The organism is Hymenobacter edaphi, from assembly GCF_003258365.1.
Taxonomy (GTDB): Bacteria; Bacteroidota; Bacteroidia; order Cytophagales; family Hymenobacteraceae; genus Solirubrum; species Solirubrum edaphi.
Window position 1 is genome coordinate 891,835 of the sequence record NZ_QHKM01000001.1, and the last position, 15,087, is coordinate 906,921.

General features: G+C 59.5%; 13 protein-coding genes. 1 reads left to right on the top strand and 12 read right to left on the bottom strand.

Annotated features, from left to right (window positions below; all coding sequences use genetic code 11):
* Positions 1–16: 16 nt before the first annotated feature.
* From DLM85_RS03615 to DLM85_RS03640, 6 genes are all read right to left on the bottom strand, one after another.
* Positions 17–496 (bottom strand): hypothetical protein, encoded by a 480-nt coding sequence (locus DLM85_RS03615; RefSeq protein WP_133256880.1) that lies wholly within the window; start codon positions 494–496, stop codon positions 17–19.
* Between the two features lie 27 nt (positions 497–523).
* Positions 524–1,399, bottom strand: coding sequence for an aldo/keto reductase (locus DLM85_RS03620; RefSeq protein WP_111476690.1), 876 nt, complete (start codon positions 1,397–1,399; stop codon positions 524–526).
* 40 nt (positions 1,400–1,439) lie between these two features.
* Positions 1,440–2,018 carry a hypothetical protein gene (locus DLM85_RS03625; protein WP_111476691.1) on the bottom strand — a complete coding sequence of 193 codons (579 nt, stop codon included), beginning with the start codon at positions 2,016–2,018 and terminating at the stop codon, positions 1,440–1,442.
* Positions 2,019–2,063: 45 nt separating this feature from the next.
* Positions 2,064–3,890, bottom strand: coding sequence for a peptidoglycan D,D-transpeptidase FtsI family protein (locus tag DLM85_RS03630; protein WP_111476692.1), 1,827 nt, complete (start codon positions 3,888–3,890; stop codon positions 2,064–2,066).
* A gap of 231 nt (positions 3,891–4,121) precedes the next feature.
* Positions 4,122–5,903 (bottom strand): insecticidal delta-endotoxin Cry8Ea1 family protein, encoded by a 1,782-nt coding sequence (locus DLM85_RS03635; RefSeq protein WP_111476693.1) that lies wholly within the window; start codon positions 5,901–5,903, stop codon positions 4,122–4,124.
* Positions 5,904–6,193: 290 nt separating this feature from the next.
* Positions 6,194–6,886, bottom strand: coding sequence for a hypothetical protein (locus tag DLM85_RS03640; protein ID WP_133256881.1), 693 nt, complete (start codon positions 6,884–6,886; stop codon positions 6,194–6,196).
* Positions 6,887–6,915: 29 nt separating this feature from the next.
* On the opposite strand from DLM85_RS03640, the gene DLM85_RS25330 reads away from it, so the two are divergent.
* Entirely contained in the window at positions 6,916–7,059 is a 144-nt protein-coding gene (locus tag DLM85_RS25330; protein ID WP_165821995.1) for a hypothetical protein, read from the top strand.
* Positions 7,060–7,329: 270 nt separating this feature from the next.
* Here the strand turns inward: DLM85_RS25330 and DLM85_RS24895 are convergent, their stop codons facing one another.
* The 6 genes from DLM85_RS24895 to DLM85_RS03650 all read right to left on the bottom strand — a co-directional run bounded on the left by DLM85_RS24895 (position 7,330) and on the right by DLM85_RS03650 (position 15,052).
* Complete coding sequence (locus DLM85_RS24895; RefSeq protein WP_207890948.1) at positions 7,330–7,953, bottom strand: hypothetical protein; 624 nt, start codon at positions 7,951–7,953, stop codon at positions 7,330–7,332.
* A 238-nt stretch (positions 7,954–8,191) separates the two neighbouring features.
* Entirely contained in the window at positions 8,192–9,067 is an 876-nt protein-coding gene (locus DLM85_RS24900; RefSeq protein ID WP_133256883.1) for a hypothetical protein, read from the bottom strand.
* 131 nt (positions 9,068–9,198) lie between these two features.
* Positions 9,199–9,990: a hypothetical protein gene (locus DLM85_RS24905; RefSeq protein ID WP_133256884.1), complete on the bottom strand. Its 792-nt coding sequence runs from the start codon at positions 9,988–9,990 to the stop codon at positions 9,199–9,201.
* A 294-nt stretch (positions 9,991–10,284) separates the two neighbouring features.
* Positions 10,285–13,752: a methylmalonyl-CoA mutase family protein gene (locus tag DLM85_RS03645; RefSeq protein WP_111476695.1), complete on the bottom strand. Its 3,468-nt coding sequence runs from the start codon at positions 13,750–13,752 to the stop codon at positions 10,285–10,287.
* A gap of 184 nt (positions 13,753–13,936) precedes the next feature.
* Positions 13,937–14,425, bottom strand: coding sequence for a hypothetical protein (locus DLM85_RS24910; protein ID WP_133256885.1), 489 nt, complete (start codon positions 14,423–14,425; stop codon positions 13,937–13,939).
* 24 nt (positions 14,426–14,449) lie between these two features.
* Positions 14,450–15,052: a Uma2 family endonuclease gene (locus DLM85_RS03650; protein WP_207890949.1), complete on the bottom strand. Its 603-nt coding sequence runs from the start codon at positions 15,050–15,052 to the stop codon at positions 14,450–14,452.
* Positions 15,053–15,087: the final 35 nt, after the last annotated feature.

The window sequence follows — 15,087 nt, forward strand, 5'->3', positions numbered from 1 at the left end:
CTGCAAACGCTCCTTCTTAGCGCCGTAGTACCAGTTCCGCTTTGCGAATGTCGGGGCCGTGGGCGGGGGCGGCCAGCAGGCGCCCCCGAAAGGTGTAGCGGCCATCGGCCGGAATGGTCAGCTCGGTGTTTTTGCCGGTGAAACTCCAGCTGACGTCGCCGTTATTATCCGCCTTGATTTCCTTGAGGCTGAGGTTCTTGTCGCGCGGGTCGAAGGCCAGCTGCTGGAAGGGCTGCCCGTTCTGCAGCACCGTCAGCTGAAACTCCAGCCGCTGCTCCCCTTTGTAGCGCATATCCATCTCCGACCACACGGCCACGGTTTCGCCCTTTTTCAGCGCCACGGTCACTTCCTGAGGCTGGTCCTTGCCTGGGGCGCTGAGGGCGTTGATGGGCAGGCGGGCCACTTCCTGGCCCAGCAGGGCGTCGCAGGCGGGCAGAAAGGCGGCGGCGAGCAGCACGGCGGCCGGAACGGGCAGGAGGCGGGCAGAACGAGGCATCGGCGTAGGGCGTTGGAAGCGGCGAACTTAGCCCAGGTAGGCCATATCCTCCGCGCTGAGCCGGATAGCGGCGGCGGCCAGGTTTTCGCGCAGGTGCGCCAAGGACGACGTGCCCGGAATGGGCAGCAGCCAGGGCGAGTGGTGCAGCAGCCAGGCAATGTTGACCTGGGCGGGCGTGGCCTCGTGCCGGCGGGCCACTTCGGCCACGCGGTCGAGCGGCTTGGGCAGCGCGTGCAGCAGCGAGAAGAACGGAATCAGCGGCAGCTGGTGCTGCGCGCAGAGGTGGAGCACTTCCTCGCCGCCGGGGTTGGCGCCGTGGGGCAGCTGCAGGGTGGTGCGCTGGGCGTAGCTGAACATGTTCTCGACGGTGGCAACGGGGCCGAGCCGCAGGCCGGCTGCCAGCTCCTCGGCCGTGACGTTGCTCAGGCCCACGTGCAGGATTTTGCCCTGCTGCTGCAGCTCGAACATGGCGCCGAGCTGCTCGTCCAGCGGCACCGGGCCGGGGCCCATCAGGCGCAGATGCACCAGCTGCACCTGCTCCTGGCCGAGGGTGCGCAGGTTGTTGTCGATGCTCTGGCGCAGCTGCTCGGGGCGGTTGAAGGGCACCCAGCTTTTGTCGGGGCGGCGGGTGGCGCCCACTTTGGTGCAGATGACCAGGTCGGCGCGGTAGGGGTGCAGGGCCTCGCGGATCAGGCGGTTGGTCACGTCCTGGCCGTAGTAGTCGGCCGTGTCGAGGAAGTTGACGCCCGCTTCCACGGCGGTGCGCAGGATCTGCAGGGCTTCGGCGCGGTTGGCGGGCTCGCCCCAGATGTCGGGGCCGGTGAGGCGCATGGTGCCGTAGCCGAGGCGCGAAACGGTGAGCGGCCGGGCGGAATCCGGGGCGATGGTGATGGTGGCGGGCATGGGGCGGGGGCGGAAGAAGCTGACGGGGAAATACTACCCGCTACCGGCCTTTTTGTTCGCGCAGCACCTGCGCCAGAAATTGCTGCGGGCTGGTCAGAAAGCGCACCGCGCTGGATTCTTTGATCGACGGATAAACCGCGGCCAGATCGGGCGGCATCAACCGGCCTTGGGCATCCAGCACCAGCAGGTCGTATTGCTGACAAAGGCCGAGCATGGGCAAGAGGAAAGCGGCCGCTTTGCTGACGTCGCGCAGATCGGTTCTAAACTGAAATTCTTCTATCGTGTGCGCGTTTGGCCGGACGGAAATCCAGCAGTCATGATCCTGCTGATGGTCTTCATTGCCTTTCCACGACCAGCTTTCGGGCTTCGACCAAGCGGCCCGTTGGATCAACTGGTCGATCTGCGCGGCAACGGGCGCGCCGACCACGCTCACGCCCTCCCACCAGTCGGTGGTATAGGCGTCGTCGATGGCGGGTGCGGCCAGCGAATCAGCCGGCGGCGCGGCCCAATGCTGTTTCCGGGCTTCGTGGTCGATGAAAAGCCGGGCGGGGAGGTGGCCGCACCGGCGCCGGATTCCGGCGGCGGGCAGGGCAGTTAAGCGGTATTGCCAGATAGCCATAAGGGCGTGCAAGATAAGCGCCGGGCCCGTGGGTGCCGCCGCCGGTTATTCGCCCCGGGCCCGGCGCTGGATGCGCTTTTCCCAGTGCTTGCGCTTGGGGGCGATGTAGCCGCGCAGGTGCTTCTCCATCACCATCACGGCGCAGGGGGCGGCGGCCGTGGCCCCGAAGCCCCCGTTTTCGAGGTACACCGCCACGGCTATCTTGGGGTGGTCGGCGGGGGCGAAGCCGACGAAGGCGGCGTGGTCGTCGCCCTCGTCGTTTTGCACGGTGCCGGTTTTGCCGGCCACGGTGATGCCCACGTCGGCCAGGCTGGAGGCGTCGGCGGTGCCGCCGCGCTGCAGCACGGCCACCATGCCGGGCACCAGGGCGGCGAAGTGGGCGCTGTCGACGAGGGTGCGGTGCTTCTGGCGGAAGCGCGGCAGCGGCCCCCCCGCGCCGATGCCGCGCACCAGGTGGGGCGGGTAGTACCAGCCGCGGTTGGCCACGATGGCGGCCAGGTTGGCCATTTGCAGGCCAGTCAGGTTGATTTCGCCCTGCCCGAGGCTGAGCGAGTAAATGGAGCGGTACGACCAGCTGCGGGTGCGGCGGGCCTTATCGTAGTACGCCGGCGTGGGCAAGAAGCCGGGGGCTTCGCGCGGCATGTCCACGCCCAGCGTCGCATCGAGCCCGAACGAGCGTACGTAGCGGCGCCACTGGGCCAGGTTGGCGTGCCGGGCGGCCACGGTGTCGCCGGCCAGCGAGTCGGGCACGCACTCAATCAGGTTGCGCATCACCTGGTAGAAGTACGGATTGCAGCTGTACTTCAGGCCCTTGGCCAGGCTGGTGGCCTTGGGGTGGTGGTGCACGCAGCTCACCAAAGACTGGTCGCAGCGAAACGAGGTGGCGGGCGTGATGGCGCTGAGCTGCAGGGCCACGGCGGCATTCACCAGCTTGAACACCGAGCCGGGCGGGTTGGCCAGCATGGCGGGCCGGTTCAGCAGCGGCAGGTCTTCGTGCTCCAGCAGCTCGGCGCGCACCCCCGCCTGGTCCGGCGCCGTGATGGTGGCCGCCGGGTACACCGGCGCCGATACGTAGGCCAGGATTTCGCCGGTGCGCGGGTCTAGGGCTACCAGGTAGCCGCGGCGGTTGCCCATCAGCTTCTCGGCGTAGGCCTGCAGCTTCGCGTCGATGGTCAGGTGCAGGTCCTGGCCCTGCTGAAACAAGGTGTCCTTGGCCCAGCTGCCGTGCTGCCGGCCCTGCTGGTCCACCAGCGGGTGCAGGTAGCCGCGGTGGCCGCTGAGCAGGCCGTTGTAGTACGCTTCCACGCCGCCGTTGCGCAGGCGGTAGAAGCGGCCGCGGCCGCTGCGCTTGGCCTGCCGGAAAAAGGGCTGGGCCTCGGCGGCCAGGTAGCCGAGCACCGGCGCGCCCGCCGGGGTGGTGTACACGCGGCGGCGGCGTTCGGTCCAGCTCAGGGCAGGCCAGTTGGCGCTGTCGCGGCGCACCCGCTCCAGCTCGGCCGGGCTGAGGCGGAGCTGCACGGCGTAGCCGGGCCGGGCATCCGGGTAGGGCAGGGCCTCGGCAATGCGCCGCCGCACGGTGGTGGAGTCCCAGCCCAGCAGCTCGCCCAGCTTCAGGGTATCGAGCGGGGGGCGGCGCGGCAGCTGCAGCAGGTACTGGGGGCGGGTGGCCACCAGCACCGAGTCGTGGCGGTCGAGGATGCGGCCGCGCTGGGGCACGTCGGGCAGCAGCACGCGGCGGGCGGTGTAGCGCACGCGCACGTCGCCGGGGCCGGCCGCGGGGCCGCCGGCTTGCTGGTCGGGCGAGGAGCAGGCAACCAGACCCAGGAATAGTGCCAACAGGCCCTGTCTACAACGATTGTAAGCCGTGCGCATACCGGCAAAGCTAGGCAATTGTGGGGCGGCTGGGCGGGCGGTTCGGTGAACAGGCCGGGATTGTCGCCGAGCGTTCTGCTTCGCTCCCCGGCCACGGGCGGCAAAGAACGGGCTGGTAGCAGCGGGCAAGGCCGGGGCAGGCTCCAGGAGCACCAACGGCCCGCCCCCAGCAGGTGGGAGCGGGCCGTTGGCATTGGTTGGCGCACCGAAGCGCCGGGGCGGCAGGCGCGGTTACTCGTCGCGCAGGTACTCCCAGTGCAGCGTGAGGGCCTCCAGGTGCGCCGCGCCGTTGCGGCCTTCCACCCGGGCCAGGTGGGCGTGCAGGCCCGCGGGCGGTTCCGACTCCCAGAAGTAGCCGGCGCCCTGCCCGCCGCCCACCACGCGGCCTTCGCTGGTTTCTACCCACAGCGCCGTCAGGCGGTTGTTGGAGCGGCCGTACACGGCCACGATGGTTTCGCCCGGGTGCAGCGTCAGATCAAAGCAGTTGCCGCCGGCGTGGCCGTGCAGCCCCCCGGATACGCCGCCGTAGAAGACCTCCAGGCCATCGACGTACAGCCCGGCGTGGATAACCACGCGCGTGATGGGCTGGCCCCCGGCGTCGGCGAAGGCCGCGTGTTCCTTGCCGCCGTAGGGCCCCAGGGCCAGCGTCTGGCGGGTGCGCACCAGGGCGGCTTTGCCGGCCTTGCCGGGGTGCAGGTGGGGCCAGATGTAGGTGGGCGCCAGAACGTCTTCCAGCTCGGCGCTGAACTCCGACCGAATGCGCTGCTGGTGGTTGTTGTCGGCCTCGCGCACCAGCAGCTCGGCCTTGGGGTTGCTGCCGTTGGTGGTGTTTTCCAGGGAGAATTCCCAGCCGCTGTAGTTATCGTAGGCGGTGTAGGTATAGAGCGTGTACAGCACCCGGTTGCTGCTCTTGTAGCGGAAGCCGCACTTGGTCAGGCGCCAATCCAGGGCGCGCTGGCGGCTGATGGCCACGGCCCGCGTGTACCGGGCCAGGGCATCTTCGAAGGCCTGCAGGTGCACGTTGGGCTGGCTGTCGTTGCGGCCGTAAATCTGGTACCAGAACAGGCACTGCTCGCGCAGGGCCGTCAGGGCCGTGGTGCCCAGCGACACGAGGTAGGTCAGGCGGGTTTCGGGGCGGTTCAGGTCGAAGAAGTAGGGCTCGGCGCGGTTGATGTCGCCCAGCACGTTGCCGAAGGCCGTCTGCTTTTTGGGCGAGCCGTCGACGGCCGGCTTGCCGGCGCTGGCGGGCTGGTACGCGTCTTCCTTTTCGTAGTCGCGGATGTTGGTGTAGAGGCCCTCCAGGATGTTCTTCAGGGTCTGGGTGTTGTTCTCGTCGATCAGGTCCCGCACCAGCGTCACCACGTAGTCGCGCATCTGCTGGAAGGCGTCGCTTTTGCGCTCGGGCCACATAAAATTCAGCAGCCCGCGCAGCCCCTTGCCCACCTCGGGCACGGCCCCGGCAATGTTCATGACCATGTCGCGCATGCGTTCGGGCGTTTCCTGAATCACGAAGGGCAGGGTCGACGCGGGGGTGAAGCGGCTGGCCGCCGGCGACACCGGCCGGAACAGCTGGTTGGCCGACTGGCCGTTGGCCCGCGGCTTTTGCCCGTGCTGGGTAATTGGGGCTTTGTCGGCTTTCGACTCGCCCAGCACGTCCCACACCTGCCCGCTCTCCACGCACTGGATGTAGTAATACCCGTCGCCGCCGTGCAGGAACTTGAACCGCAGCTCGGGCGTGTTGCCGTTCCACCCGCCGATGCCGATGGGCGCGCCTTCGTGGTGGGCCTTGTTGAAGAGGCACACGTGCGGCTCGGAGCCCTGGCCCTTGGGCCGGATAAACACCTGCCGGTCGTCGGTGGGGTAAAACTCGAACTGCTGGGAGTCCGGCAGGTTGGGGTCGAAGGTCTGCTGCTCAAGAACAGCGCCGTGCCCGCGGCGGCTCACGCCCAGCACCAGGCCGCTGTGCTGCGCAAACAGGTGAAACGGCTGGCCGGTGAATGCTTTAAATGCCATGCGTGCGAAGAAATTGGTGGAAGTGGTTGAGCGGGCAAGGTAGAAGCCCGGGCGGCGCGGTTTTGTCGCATGTTGATGCGACAACGCCGCGCCGGCGCGGCCCGCGAAGCCGTGGTGGCGGGCCGACGAAGTCGGGGTAGTCGAATAAGGTGGAAATGCGAGCCGGCCCGCCCCTCGGGCAGAGGGGCGGGCCGGTTCTGTGTTTGGGGGGCGCGTGCCGCGACGGCGGATACGATAAGAAGGCCCCCACCGCCCAGCCGGCCCTGAGGGGCCGCGGACCGCAGCAGTCCTTACCGAACTTGCAGCAGCGTCAGGGTGCCGCCGTACACTTGCGCGGTGCCGGAGTAGAGAGCTGTTTTCAGCGCGATGACGTCACCTGCGTTGAGCGTGTACAGGCCGTCGTCGCTTACCCAGGATACGTTTTGGTTTTGGCTCATGAAGAGGGTACTAGCCCGACCAATAACGCTGCCGTTTTTGTGGAGTAATCCCACGGCGTTGCCGGCGTTGATAAAATAGAGCCCCATGCTGTAAGAAATGCGGTACAGCCCCGGAGTGGTAACCGTGACTGTACTTGCACCAGCTGCGTACGTCAGCCCCGACGACTCCAGGGCCGTGGGCAGGTTGACGGTGACCATGCTGCCGTTTGAGACCAGCTGTTGGAACGTATTGTTGATGTAGTGCCCGTAGGCTGGCTGGGCCTGCGCCGCGAGTTGCTGCCACAGCGGGGTGGCGGGCGTGCCGTTGTTGCAGTACAGGCCCGGAGTCCCGTCCGTCTGATACACCACGAGCCCGGTGGCCGGCGAGGTAATAGCGGTGCGCTGGGCCTGGGTCATACGCGGCGGCAGCAGCCCTTTGGTGGTGGAGCTGACGTCGAGCATGGCGCTGGCGTCGGGTGTTGTCCCGCTGGTATTGATAGATACCTGCGCCCGCAGCGCGTAGGGCAACCCAATAACAGCCAGTGTCACGAGTAGGGGTTTTCTCATAACCGGCAATTTATCCTTCCTGATCGAATATGGCGAACGACGAATGTTGTTCTGGCCGCCTGGCGGAGGAAGTGCGCCAACCCGACGCGGACGTGAAGGCCTTCAAGCTGCTGAACCGGGCGCTGTTCGACGACTGCCAGCAAGCCCGCAAGCTGGTAACGACGAGTGGGTAGGGCGTGAAGGTGGAGCCGCACTAGCCTCATTGGTAGTGAAACGCCCCACGCCTGAATCCCAGGCGCGGGGCGTTGTTTTGTAGAGATGTAACCTTGCGTCTCGTCGTTGAACGATAAGGCCAGAGTAAATAACATCAGCAACGAGTGCGACGCAAGGTTGCATTTCTACATCGCCCCGCGCCGCCCGGACGACTCCGCGCGGCGCGGTACCGGCTGGCCGCTGCGGCGGCTTAGGGAGGCTTAGGGCTTCTGGGTTATTGCCGCATGAATCTATTGTTTGAATCCAGTTACAAAGTCAGGATTAAAGTAATTGTAATAATTATTTTTGCTTTCCAGTTCTTTGTGAATCTTGCTTATTACCTCTGGTCCATTTTCAAAGTGATGTTTTCCATAGTAAAGGAATGATACTGGTATATTGTGCTTTTGCTTATACGCTTCATGTTTTTCTTCTGCCTTCTTCATTGCTTCTCTGCTTTTAGAAAAGTGCTTGAATCTTTTTGATTTTACTTGTATGCCATAAAACGATTCTTTAGTTTTTGGATGGCATAGGAAGAAATCAATTGCATCTTGTTCGTCCGTTTGAGCGTCATAGCAAATTTCGATAGTTGGAAAAGTTATTTGCAAAAGTTTTTGTGCCTTTTTCTCCCATTTGAATCCAGGTATTTTATCCGTAATGAGTGTTTTTAATACAGCTGCTCTCATCTGATTGTAATCAAAATTATATATTTCATCACGTAAATTTCTCATCTGAAAGCACTTGTCAATTATGTCATTGATAGTATAGTCATGATGTTTTTTTAAATGATCATTGATGACTTGGGCAAACTGTCTTTCATTCTGAATGTTATTGCTGGCATATAGTCTTGCCATTGGCAACTTGTTCAGAGTAGTCATTTTAGTTCTGTTAATTAAATCCTGTATTGGGTCAGACATGACGATGCTGTTTGATGGCGGGAGGTGCGACGTTAACAACCTATGTGAGGGAAATGCAAACAGCTTCACCTGTTGCCAGTTTTGTACAACGTGGGGAGCTGCATCTCCCAGACAGAACAGCCCGGACGACTCCGCGCGGCGCGGTACCGGCTGGCCGCTGGGGCGGCTGGGGGAGGCTAGAGCTTCGTCAGGACGAATGCTAAATTTTGTTCCTTCTTAAATTGAAATACTCTTTTGCGATACTCTCTTCTCTAATATCATATGGTAGCGAGGCTCCATTCATTATAATTTTATAAGCTTCTGTTGCATGTTCAAGTATGGTTCTAAACTTTGATACGAAGGCAGTATGTGCCTCAGATCTTATGTCGCATTTAAGATAAAAGGATAGTCGTCTAATAGCCTGGTAAGTTCTGCTTATAGATATTATTAATATAGTCGCTTTTATAGGCATATCTTCTTCTCTTGTATCAGGTAGAGACATAACAACATAAGGTTTGTTGTCAAGTGCAGTGCTTTGAGAATCGTGTAGTACAGATCTTAAAGTTGGGTGCTTGATCTTGCATAGGAATTTGTACGCCGAGTATACCTCTAAACAAATTAGCCTTTCATCCAGTTGATCGAAAGATTTGTTAATAATAATTGATTCTTCTTTCATTTGATTTGCAAATAGCTTTGCTAGTTCCATTGGAGACCAAGGTAAGTCACCGGAAGAGCTGTTTTTTAGTAGCCTGCATTTGTCTGGATTGCCTGCTATTGCATTTATAGATAGAGCGTGTTCATAAAGTGAAGCTGCTATAGAAGCTGCCTGAGAAGTATATCCTGATAGCAGTGTAATCCAGACTGTTCTTAAATCATTTAATACTCTTTTAAGTAGTAAAGCTGATATCAATACGTCATCAAGGTGATGTCGCTGCCCTGGCAATGTGAGAACTTCTACTCCTGACTCGTATAAATTGCCTATAACCTTTGAAAAAGGTTGCATCTTTTCTTCAAGTGTGGTAATGGCAGCTAACTCTGTTTGAGTACAAGCAGCCCACAACCCATCAGGTTTATCTTTGTTATAATCGTTGCCCATGTGTCAAACTGTTTTTCTTATACATGTTGTGTGGAATTAGGTTCAAATAGAGCAATATTCTTAGATTCGAGTCTTTTTATCGTGCCGTACAGCGTGATTAAAATTTGATAATGGCTGGTTTGTGGCAATGATTATAAGGCCTCATAATATTTAACAACTTCTTTACAATAGTCTTTGCTACGAGGAACTGCTGCTGCTTTGCCTATGCTATTCTTGAACAATAACGCTTTGTCATTCAATGTAAGCCCAGAAGATATTTTTTCGCTTACTTCATGGTAATGATATAAAGTTTCGTAATCACCAATGTGATTGGTAAGTAGAAATTTATCGATTCCTAGCACTACTAAATTGACTACACCCAAGACCTCTTTGACTCGCTTTAAGCTTATTCTGTCGCTTGGCAAAATACTTCTGCTTCCTTTTTTTCTCGACTCCTCTATATCTCGCCCAAAAGCATGACCAATATTGTTTCGTAGAATGCGTAACTTTTCAAGTTCTCCTACATTAGCCTCTAATTCAGTTGGAGCTGATCCAAATATATTTTTGAATTCTGAAATACGTTTAGACCATTCACCAATAATACACTTGCTTGCTTGATACAAGTAGTTGTAATTTCTTGAATTTTTAAGTATGACAGCTCCATCAATCTTTTTAGAGGCATTATGGAGTATACCTGGGTCTGATTCGATAGCTGTTGATATGATTGATGATAGATAAATTTCAAGATATGAATTTAAGCTCATCATAGCATTGAGCCTAGTCCAGTTATTGAATTCTCTATAGTCCTGCTTCCAATCTATTTTGTCTTTTCTTATTGTGAAAGCATCTTCAGGTTTGCAGGACAAAATCGTTTGCACATCGCCTGGTGTTATTGCAACATGCTTCTCTGTGAAGTCTATCACAGGTATTTGTGACCATAACATTCGGTTTAGTAAAGTGTGGTGCCGTTTAAATACTGCGTATGACCATGATTTTGATTCATGGTTAATCCATCTTTTGAAGCTCATTTTTATGTATGTTTTGTGGAGTCTACTTCTTTACCTTGCTTATGTGACCATAGATAAGGAAAGGAAGTGATATGTCTGAGAGGTGAATTTTAAATGTTCTACGATGGGGGAATATACTAGATATTCTTGAATGTGGATTTTTGCATTAAAAAACGGGTGCTACCTCTCACAAGGTAGCACCCGTTTCCATTCAGCCAAAGCCGCCCCAGCTTACATATTCCGCCGGTACTGGCCGCCTACTTCGAACAGGGCATTGGTAATCTGCCCCAGGGAGCAGGACTTCACCGTGTCCATCAGCTCCTCGAAGAGGTTGCCGTTTTGCACGGCCACCTGCTGCAGGCGCTTCAGGGCGTCGTCGGCCTTGTCGCGGTTGCGGGCGTGCAGGGCCTGCAGCATGGTGATTTGGTACTGCTTTTCGTCCTCGGTGGCGCGGATGACCTCGGCGGGCTGCACCGTGGGCGAGCCTTTGGAAGAGAGGAAGGTGTTCACCCCGATGATGGGCAGCTCGCCGGTGTGCTTCTGCATCTCGTAGTAGAGGCTTTCCTCCTGGATTTTGCCGCGCTGGTACATGGTTTCCATGGCGCCCAGCACGCCGCCGCGCTCGGTGATGCGGTCAAACTCCAGCATCACGGCTTCCTCCACCAGGTCGGTCAGCTCCTCGATGATGAAGGAGCCCTGGATGGGGTTTTCGTTTTTGGCCTGGCCCAGCTCCCGGTTGATGATGAGCTGAATGGCCATGGCCCGGCGCACCGATTCCTCGGTGGGCGTGGTAATGGCCTCGTCGTAGGCGTTGGTGTGCAGCGAGTTGCAGTTGTCGTAGATGGCGTACAGCGCCTGCAGCGTGGTGCGGATGTCGTTGAAGTCGATTTCCTGGGCGTGCAGGCTGCGGCCCGAGGTCTGGATGTGGTACTTCAGCATCTGCGAGCGGGCGTTGGCGCCGTACTTCAGCTTCATGGCCTTGGCCCAGATGCGACGCGCCACGCGGCCCATCACGGCGTACTCGGGGTCCATGCCGTTGGAGAAGAAGAAGGAGAGGTTGGGCGCGAAGTCGTTCACGTCCATGCCCCGGCTCACGTAGTACTCCACGAAGGTGAAGCCGTTCGACAGCGTCAGCGCCAGCTGGGTGATGGGGTTGGCGCCGGCCTCGGCAATGTGGTAGCCCGAAATCGAGACCGAGTAGAAGTTGCGGACCTTCTCCTTGATGAAGTACTCCTGCACGTCGCCCATGAGGCGCAGGGCAAACTCGGTGCTGAAGATGCAGGTGTTCTGGGCCTGGTCTTCCTTCAGGATGTCGGCCTGCACGGTGCCGCGCACCTGGCTGAGCGTCCGCGCCTTGATGGGCCCGTACACCTCGGCCGGCAGCACCTGGTCGCCGGTCACGCCGAGCAGCCGCAGGCCCAGGCCGTCGTTGCCGGCGGGCAGGGCGCCCTGGTAGCGCGGGCGCTCCTGGCCGCGCTCCTGGTAGATGGCGTCGATTTTCTGGTCGATTTCGGCTTCGAGGCCCTGCTCCTGGATGTACAGCTCGCACTGCTGGTCGATGGCCGCGTTCATGAAGAAAGCGGCCAGGGTGGCGGCGGGGCCGTTGATGGTCATCGACACGGAGGTGACCGGGTCGGCGAGGTTGAAGCCGGAGTAGAGTTTCTTCGCGTCGTCGAGGCAGCAGATGCTCACCCCGGCGTTGCCGATTTTGCCGTAGATGTCGGGGCGGTGGTCGGGGTCTTCGCCGTAGAGCGTGACCGAGTCGAAGGCCGTACTCAGGCGCTTGGCGGGCAGCCCGGCCGACACGTAGTGGAAGCGGCGGTTGGTACGCTCGGGGCCGCCTTCGCCCGCGAACATGCGGGTGGGGTCTTCGCCCTCGCGCTTGAAGGGAAACACGCCGGCGGTGTAGGGAAACTCGCCGGGCACGTTTTCCTGCAGCTGCCAGCGCAGCAAATCACCCCAGGCCGAGTAGCGCGGGGTGGCCACCTTCGGAATCTGCAGGTGGGAGAGGGTTTCGGAGTGCGTCTGGATGCGGATTTCCTTGTCGCGCACCTTGAACACGAACTCCGGGGCTTTGTAGGCGGCTACCTTTTGCGGCCAGGTTTCCAGGAGTTTCCAGTTCTGCCCGTCCAGCCGGAGCTTGATTTCCTCGAAGGCTTGCGCCAGGCCGGCTGCGAGCTGATCGGGCTGGAATCCGTCGCGGCTGCTCCCCCCGGTTCCGTGGGCGGCGCCAAGGCTCCGGACGGCGTCAAGGCTTTGCTGGATTCCGTAGAGCTGCTGAGCGGTTTCGGCTTGTTTATCGACCCACTGGTCATATTGGCGGATGGTTTCGGTGATTTCGGAGAGGTAGCGCGTGCGGTGGGGCGGAATGATGTACACCTTCTCGCTGGCGTCTTCCGAAGTTTCGAGGTGGGAAAGGAAAGCCGCGCCGGTTTTGCGTTCGATGGTGCTGAGCACGGCCCGGTACAGGCGGTTCATGCCCGGGTCGTTGAACTGCGAGGCGATGGTGCCGAAGACGGGCAGCTCGTCGAGCTTGGTTTCCCAGAGCTGGTGGTTGCGCTGGTACTGCTTGCGTACGTCGCGCAGCGCGTCGAGGGCACCGCGCTTGTCGAATTTGTTGAGGGCAATGACGTCGGCGAAGTCGAGCATGTCGATTTTCTCCAGCTGGGTGGCCGCCCCGTACTCGGGCGTCATCACGTACAGGCTGGCGTCGCTGTGCTCGATGATTTCGGTGTCACTCTGCCCGATGCCCGAGGTTTCGAGGATGATCAGGTCGAAGTCGGCGGCGCGCACCACGTCCACCGCGTCCTGCACGTAGCGGCTCAGCGCCAGGTTGCTCTGCCGGGTGGCCAGGCTGCGCATGTACACGCGCGGGTTGTTGATGGCGTTCATCCGGATCCGGTCCCCGAGCAGGGCCCCGCCCGTCTTGCGCTTGGAGGGGTCGACCGAAATGATGGCAATGGTCTTGTCGGGGAAGTCGAGCAGGAAGCGGCGTACCAGCTCGTCCACGAGGGAGGACTTGCCCGCGCCGCCGGTGCCGGTGATGCCCAGAATCGGGGCTTTCTTGGACGTGGCGGAGGCGTCGCTCAGGCGCTGGTCGCCGCCGAACTCGGCCCGCTGGAAGTCGGAAATCAGCTGACCCTTCACGAGCTCAAACTCCTGGGGGAAGTTTTCGGCGGCCGAAATCAGGCGGCCCAGGCTGCGGGCGTCTTTTTCCTTGACGTGGCCGGCTTCGCCGTTCAGGTTCTGGCCGGTGGGGAAGTCGGCTTGCTGCAGCAAATCGTTGATCATACCCTGCAGGCCCATGGCGCGGCCGTCGTCGGGCGAGTAGATGCGGGTGATGCCGTAGCCCTGCAGCTCCTCGATTTCGGAGGGCAGGATGACGCCGCCGCCGCCGCCGAAGATTTTGATGTGACCCGCGCCGCGCTCGTGCAGCAGGTCGTGCATGTACTTGAAGAACTCGTTGTGGCCGCCCTGGTAGCTGGTAATGGCAATGGCCTGGGCGTCTTCCTGGATGGCGCAGTCCACGATTTCCTGCACCGAGCGGTTGTGGCCGAGGTGAATGACCTCCGCGCCACTGCTCTGGATGATGCGGCGCATGATGTTGATGGCCGCGTCGTGGCCGTCGAACAGCGCCGCCGCGGTGACGATGCGGACGTGGTTCTGGGGTTTATAGGGAGCTACGGGAGCTGGGTGCATGGCAGAATCCGAACGAGTGGGAAATGGGCGGCTAAAGTACGAAAAAGCCCCGGCGGGGATGACACGCGGGGCTAACGGGTGTTAGGGTTGCTTCATTCCCCTCACAAAGATCTGCTCACTTCGGGAAATGATTGACTGTTATTAAAGTTCATTCACCCAGTATGGCTCTCTTAATTGCCAGAACTTATTCTACTCTATGTTGTGAGCCATCAGGTAGCGTCATCAATTTGGTGCTGGAGTATTCAGAGAAAGACGAAGGAGGCACAAAAACGAATAGTACCGAGCTGTCTTGGCTAGCACTTCGCTTCTTTACCTCGATCCGGAACTTTCCATTTCGGTCCCAGCGACGGCGGAAGCCTATATCGGAAGCGCTGATATGGGGAATATTTCTTACCAGCACCCGCTCATTCCAAAACCAACCGTCATGAACATAATACACTTTCAGCCAATCATAACCGTCTAGAAATCCTTCGCCATGGTTGGAAGTAACAGCTTCCAGGTATGTATTTTCATCGTCTGAAACCAAGAAAGAACGCGGGCTGAGCCCATTTACAGCATATATCACAAGCGTTACAAAAAACAGCACCACCAACCCGAAGGCTCCTGCGGCAATGACGCCTATGTACCATAGAAAGCCGCGCTTAGGACGGGCAGGTCTGACTGTTGATGCCATAGAGATTGAATTTACCTTAAGATTTCAGCGCAGCTCCGCCAGCCGCAGCCGGAAGCCAGGCAGCACCGCTTCGCCGGACAGCTCGTTGTCGAAGCCTTGCACGGTTTCGGGCTCGGGCTGGCCGGGGCGGTAGACATAGGCGGTTTCGGTGTCGGGGTCGAGCAGCCAGGCCAGCTGGGCGCCGTTGCGCAGCCAGTCGTGCATTTTGGCTTGCAGGTCTTTGAGCGAATCTGTTTTCGATTTCAGTTCCACCACGAACTCCGGGCACACGGGTGCAAACTTGTCCTGCTGGGCTGGCGTGAGGGCGTTCCACTCGGCGGCCGACACCCAGGAGGCATCCGGTGAGAGGATAGAAGTATCGGGTAATGTGAAGCCGGTATTGGAGTCGAATATCTCACCAAGCTCGCTGTGGTGACTAAACCAAGAGTAGAGCTGCCCATTCAGGCGGGCATTGCGTTTGCCGGAGCGGCTGCCGGTAGGCGACATAAGCAGGATTTCGTGGTGGGCGGTGCGCTCAATGCGCAGGTCGGGGTGCTGCTGACAGAAGTCGAAGAATTCGTCGTCGGTCATGCGGCCCAGGTAGGAGCCGCCCAGCAGAATGCCACCAGAATCAAAGGAATTACGCATAGGCTAAAGATACGCGGAAATAGCCCTGCCGGCCA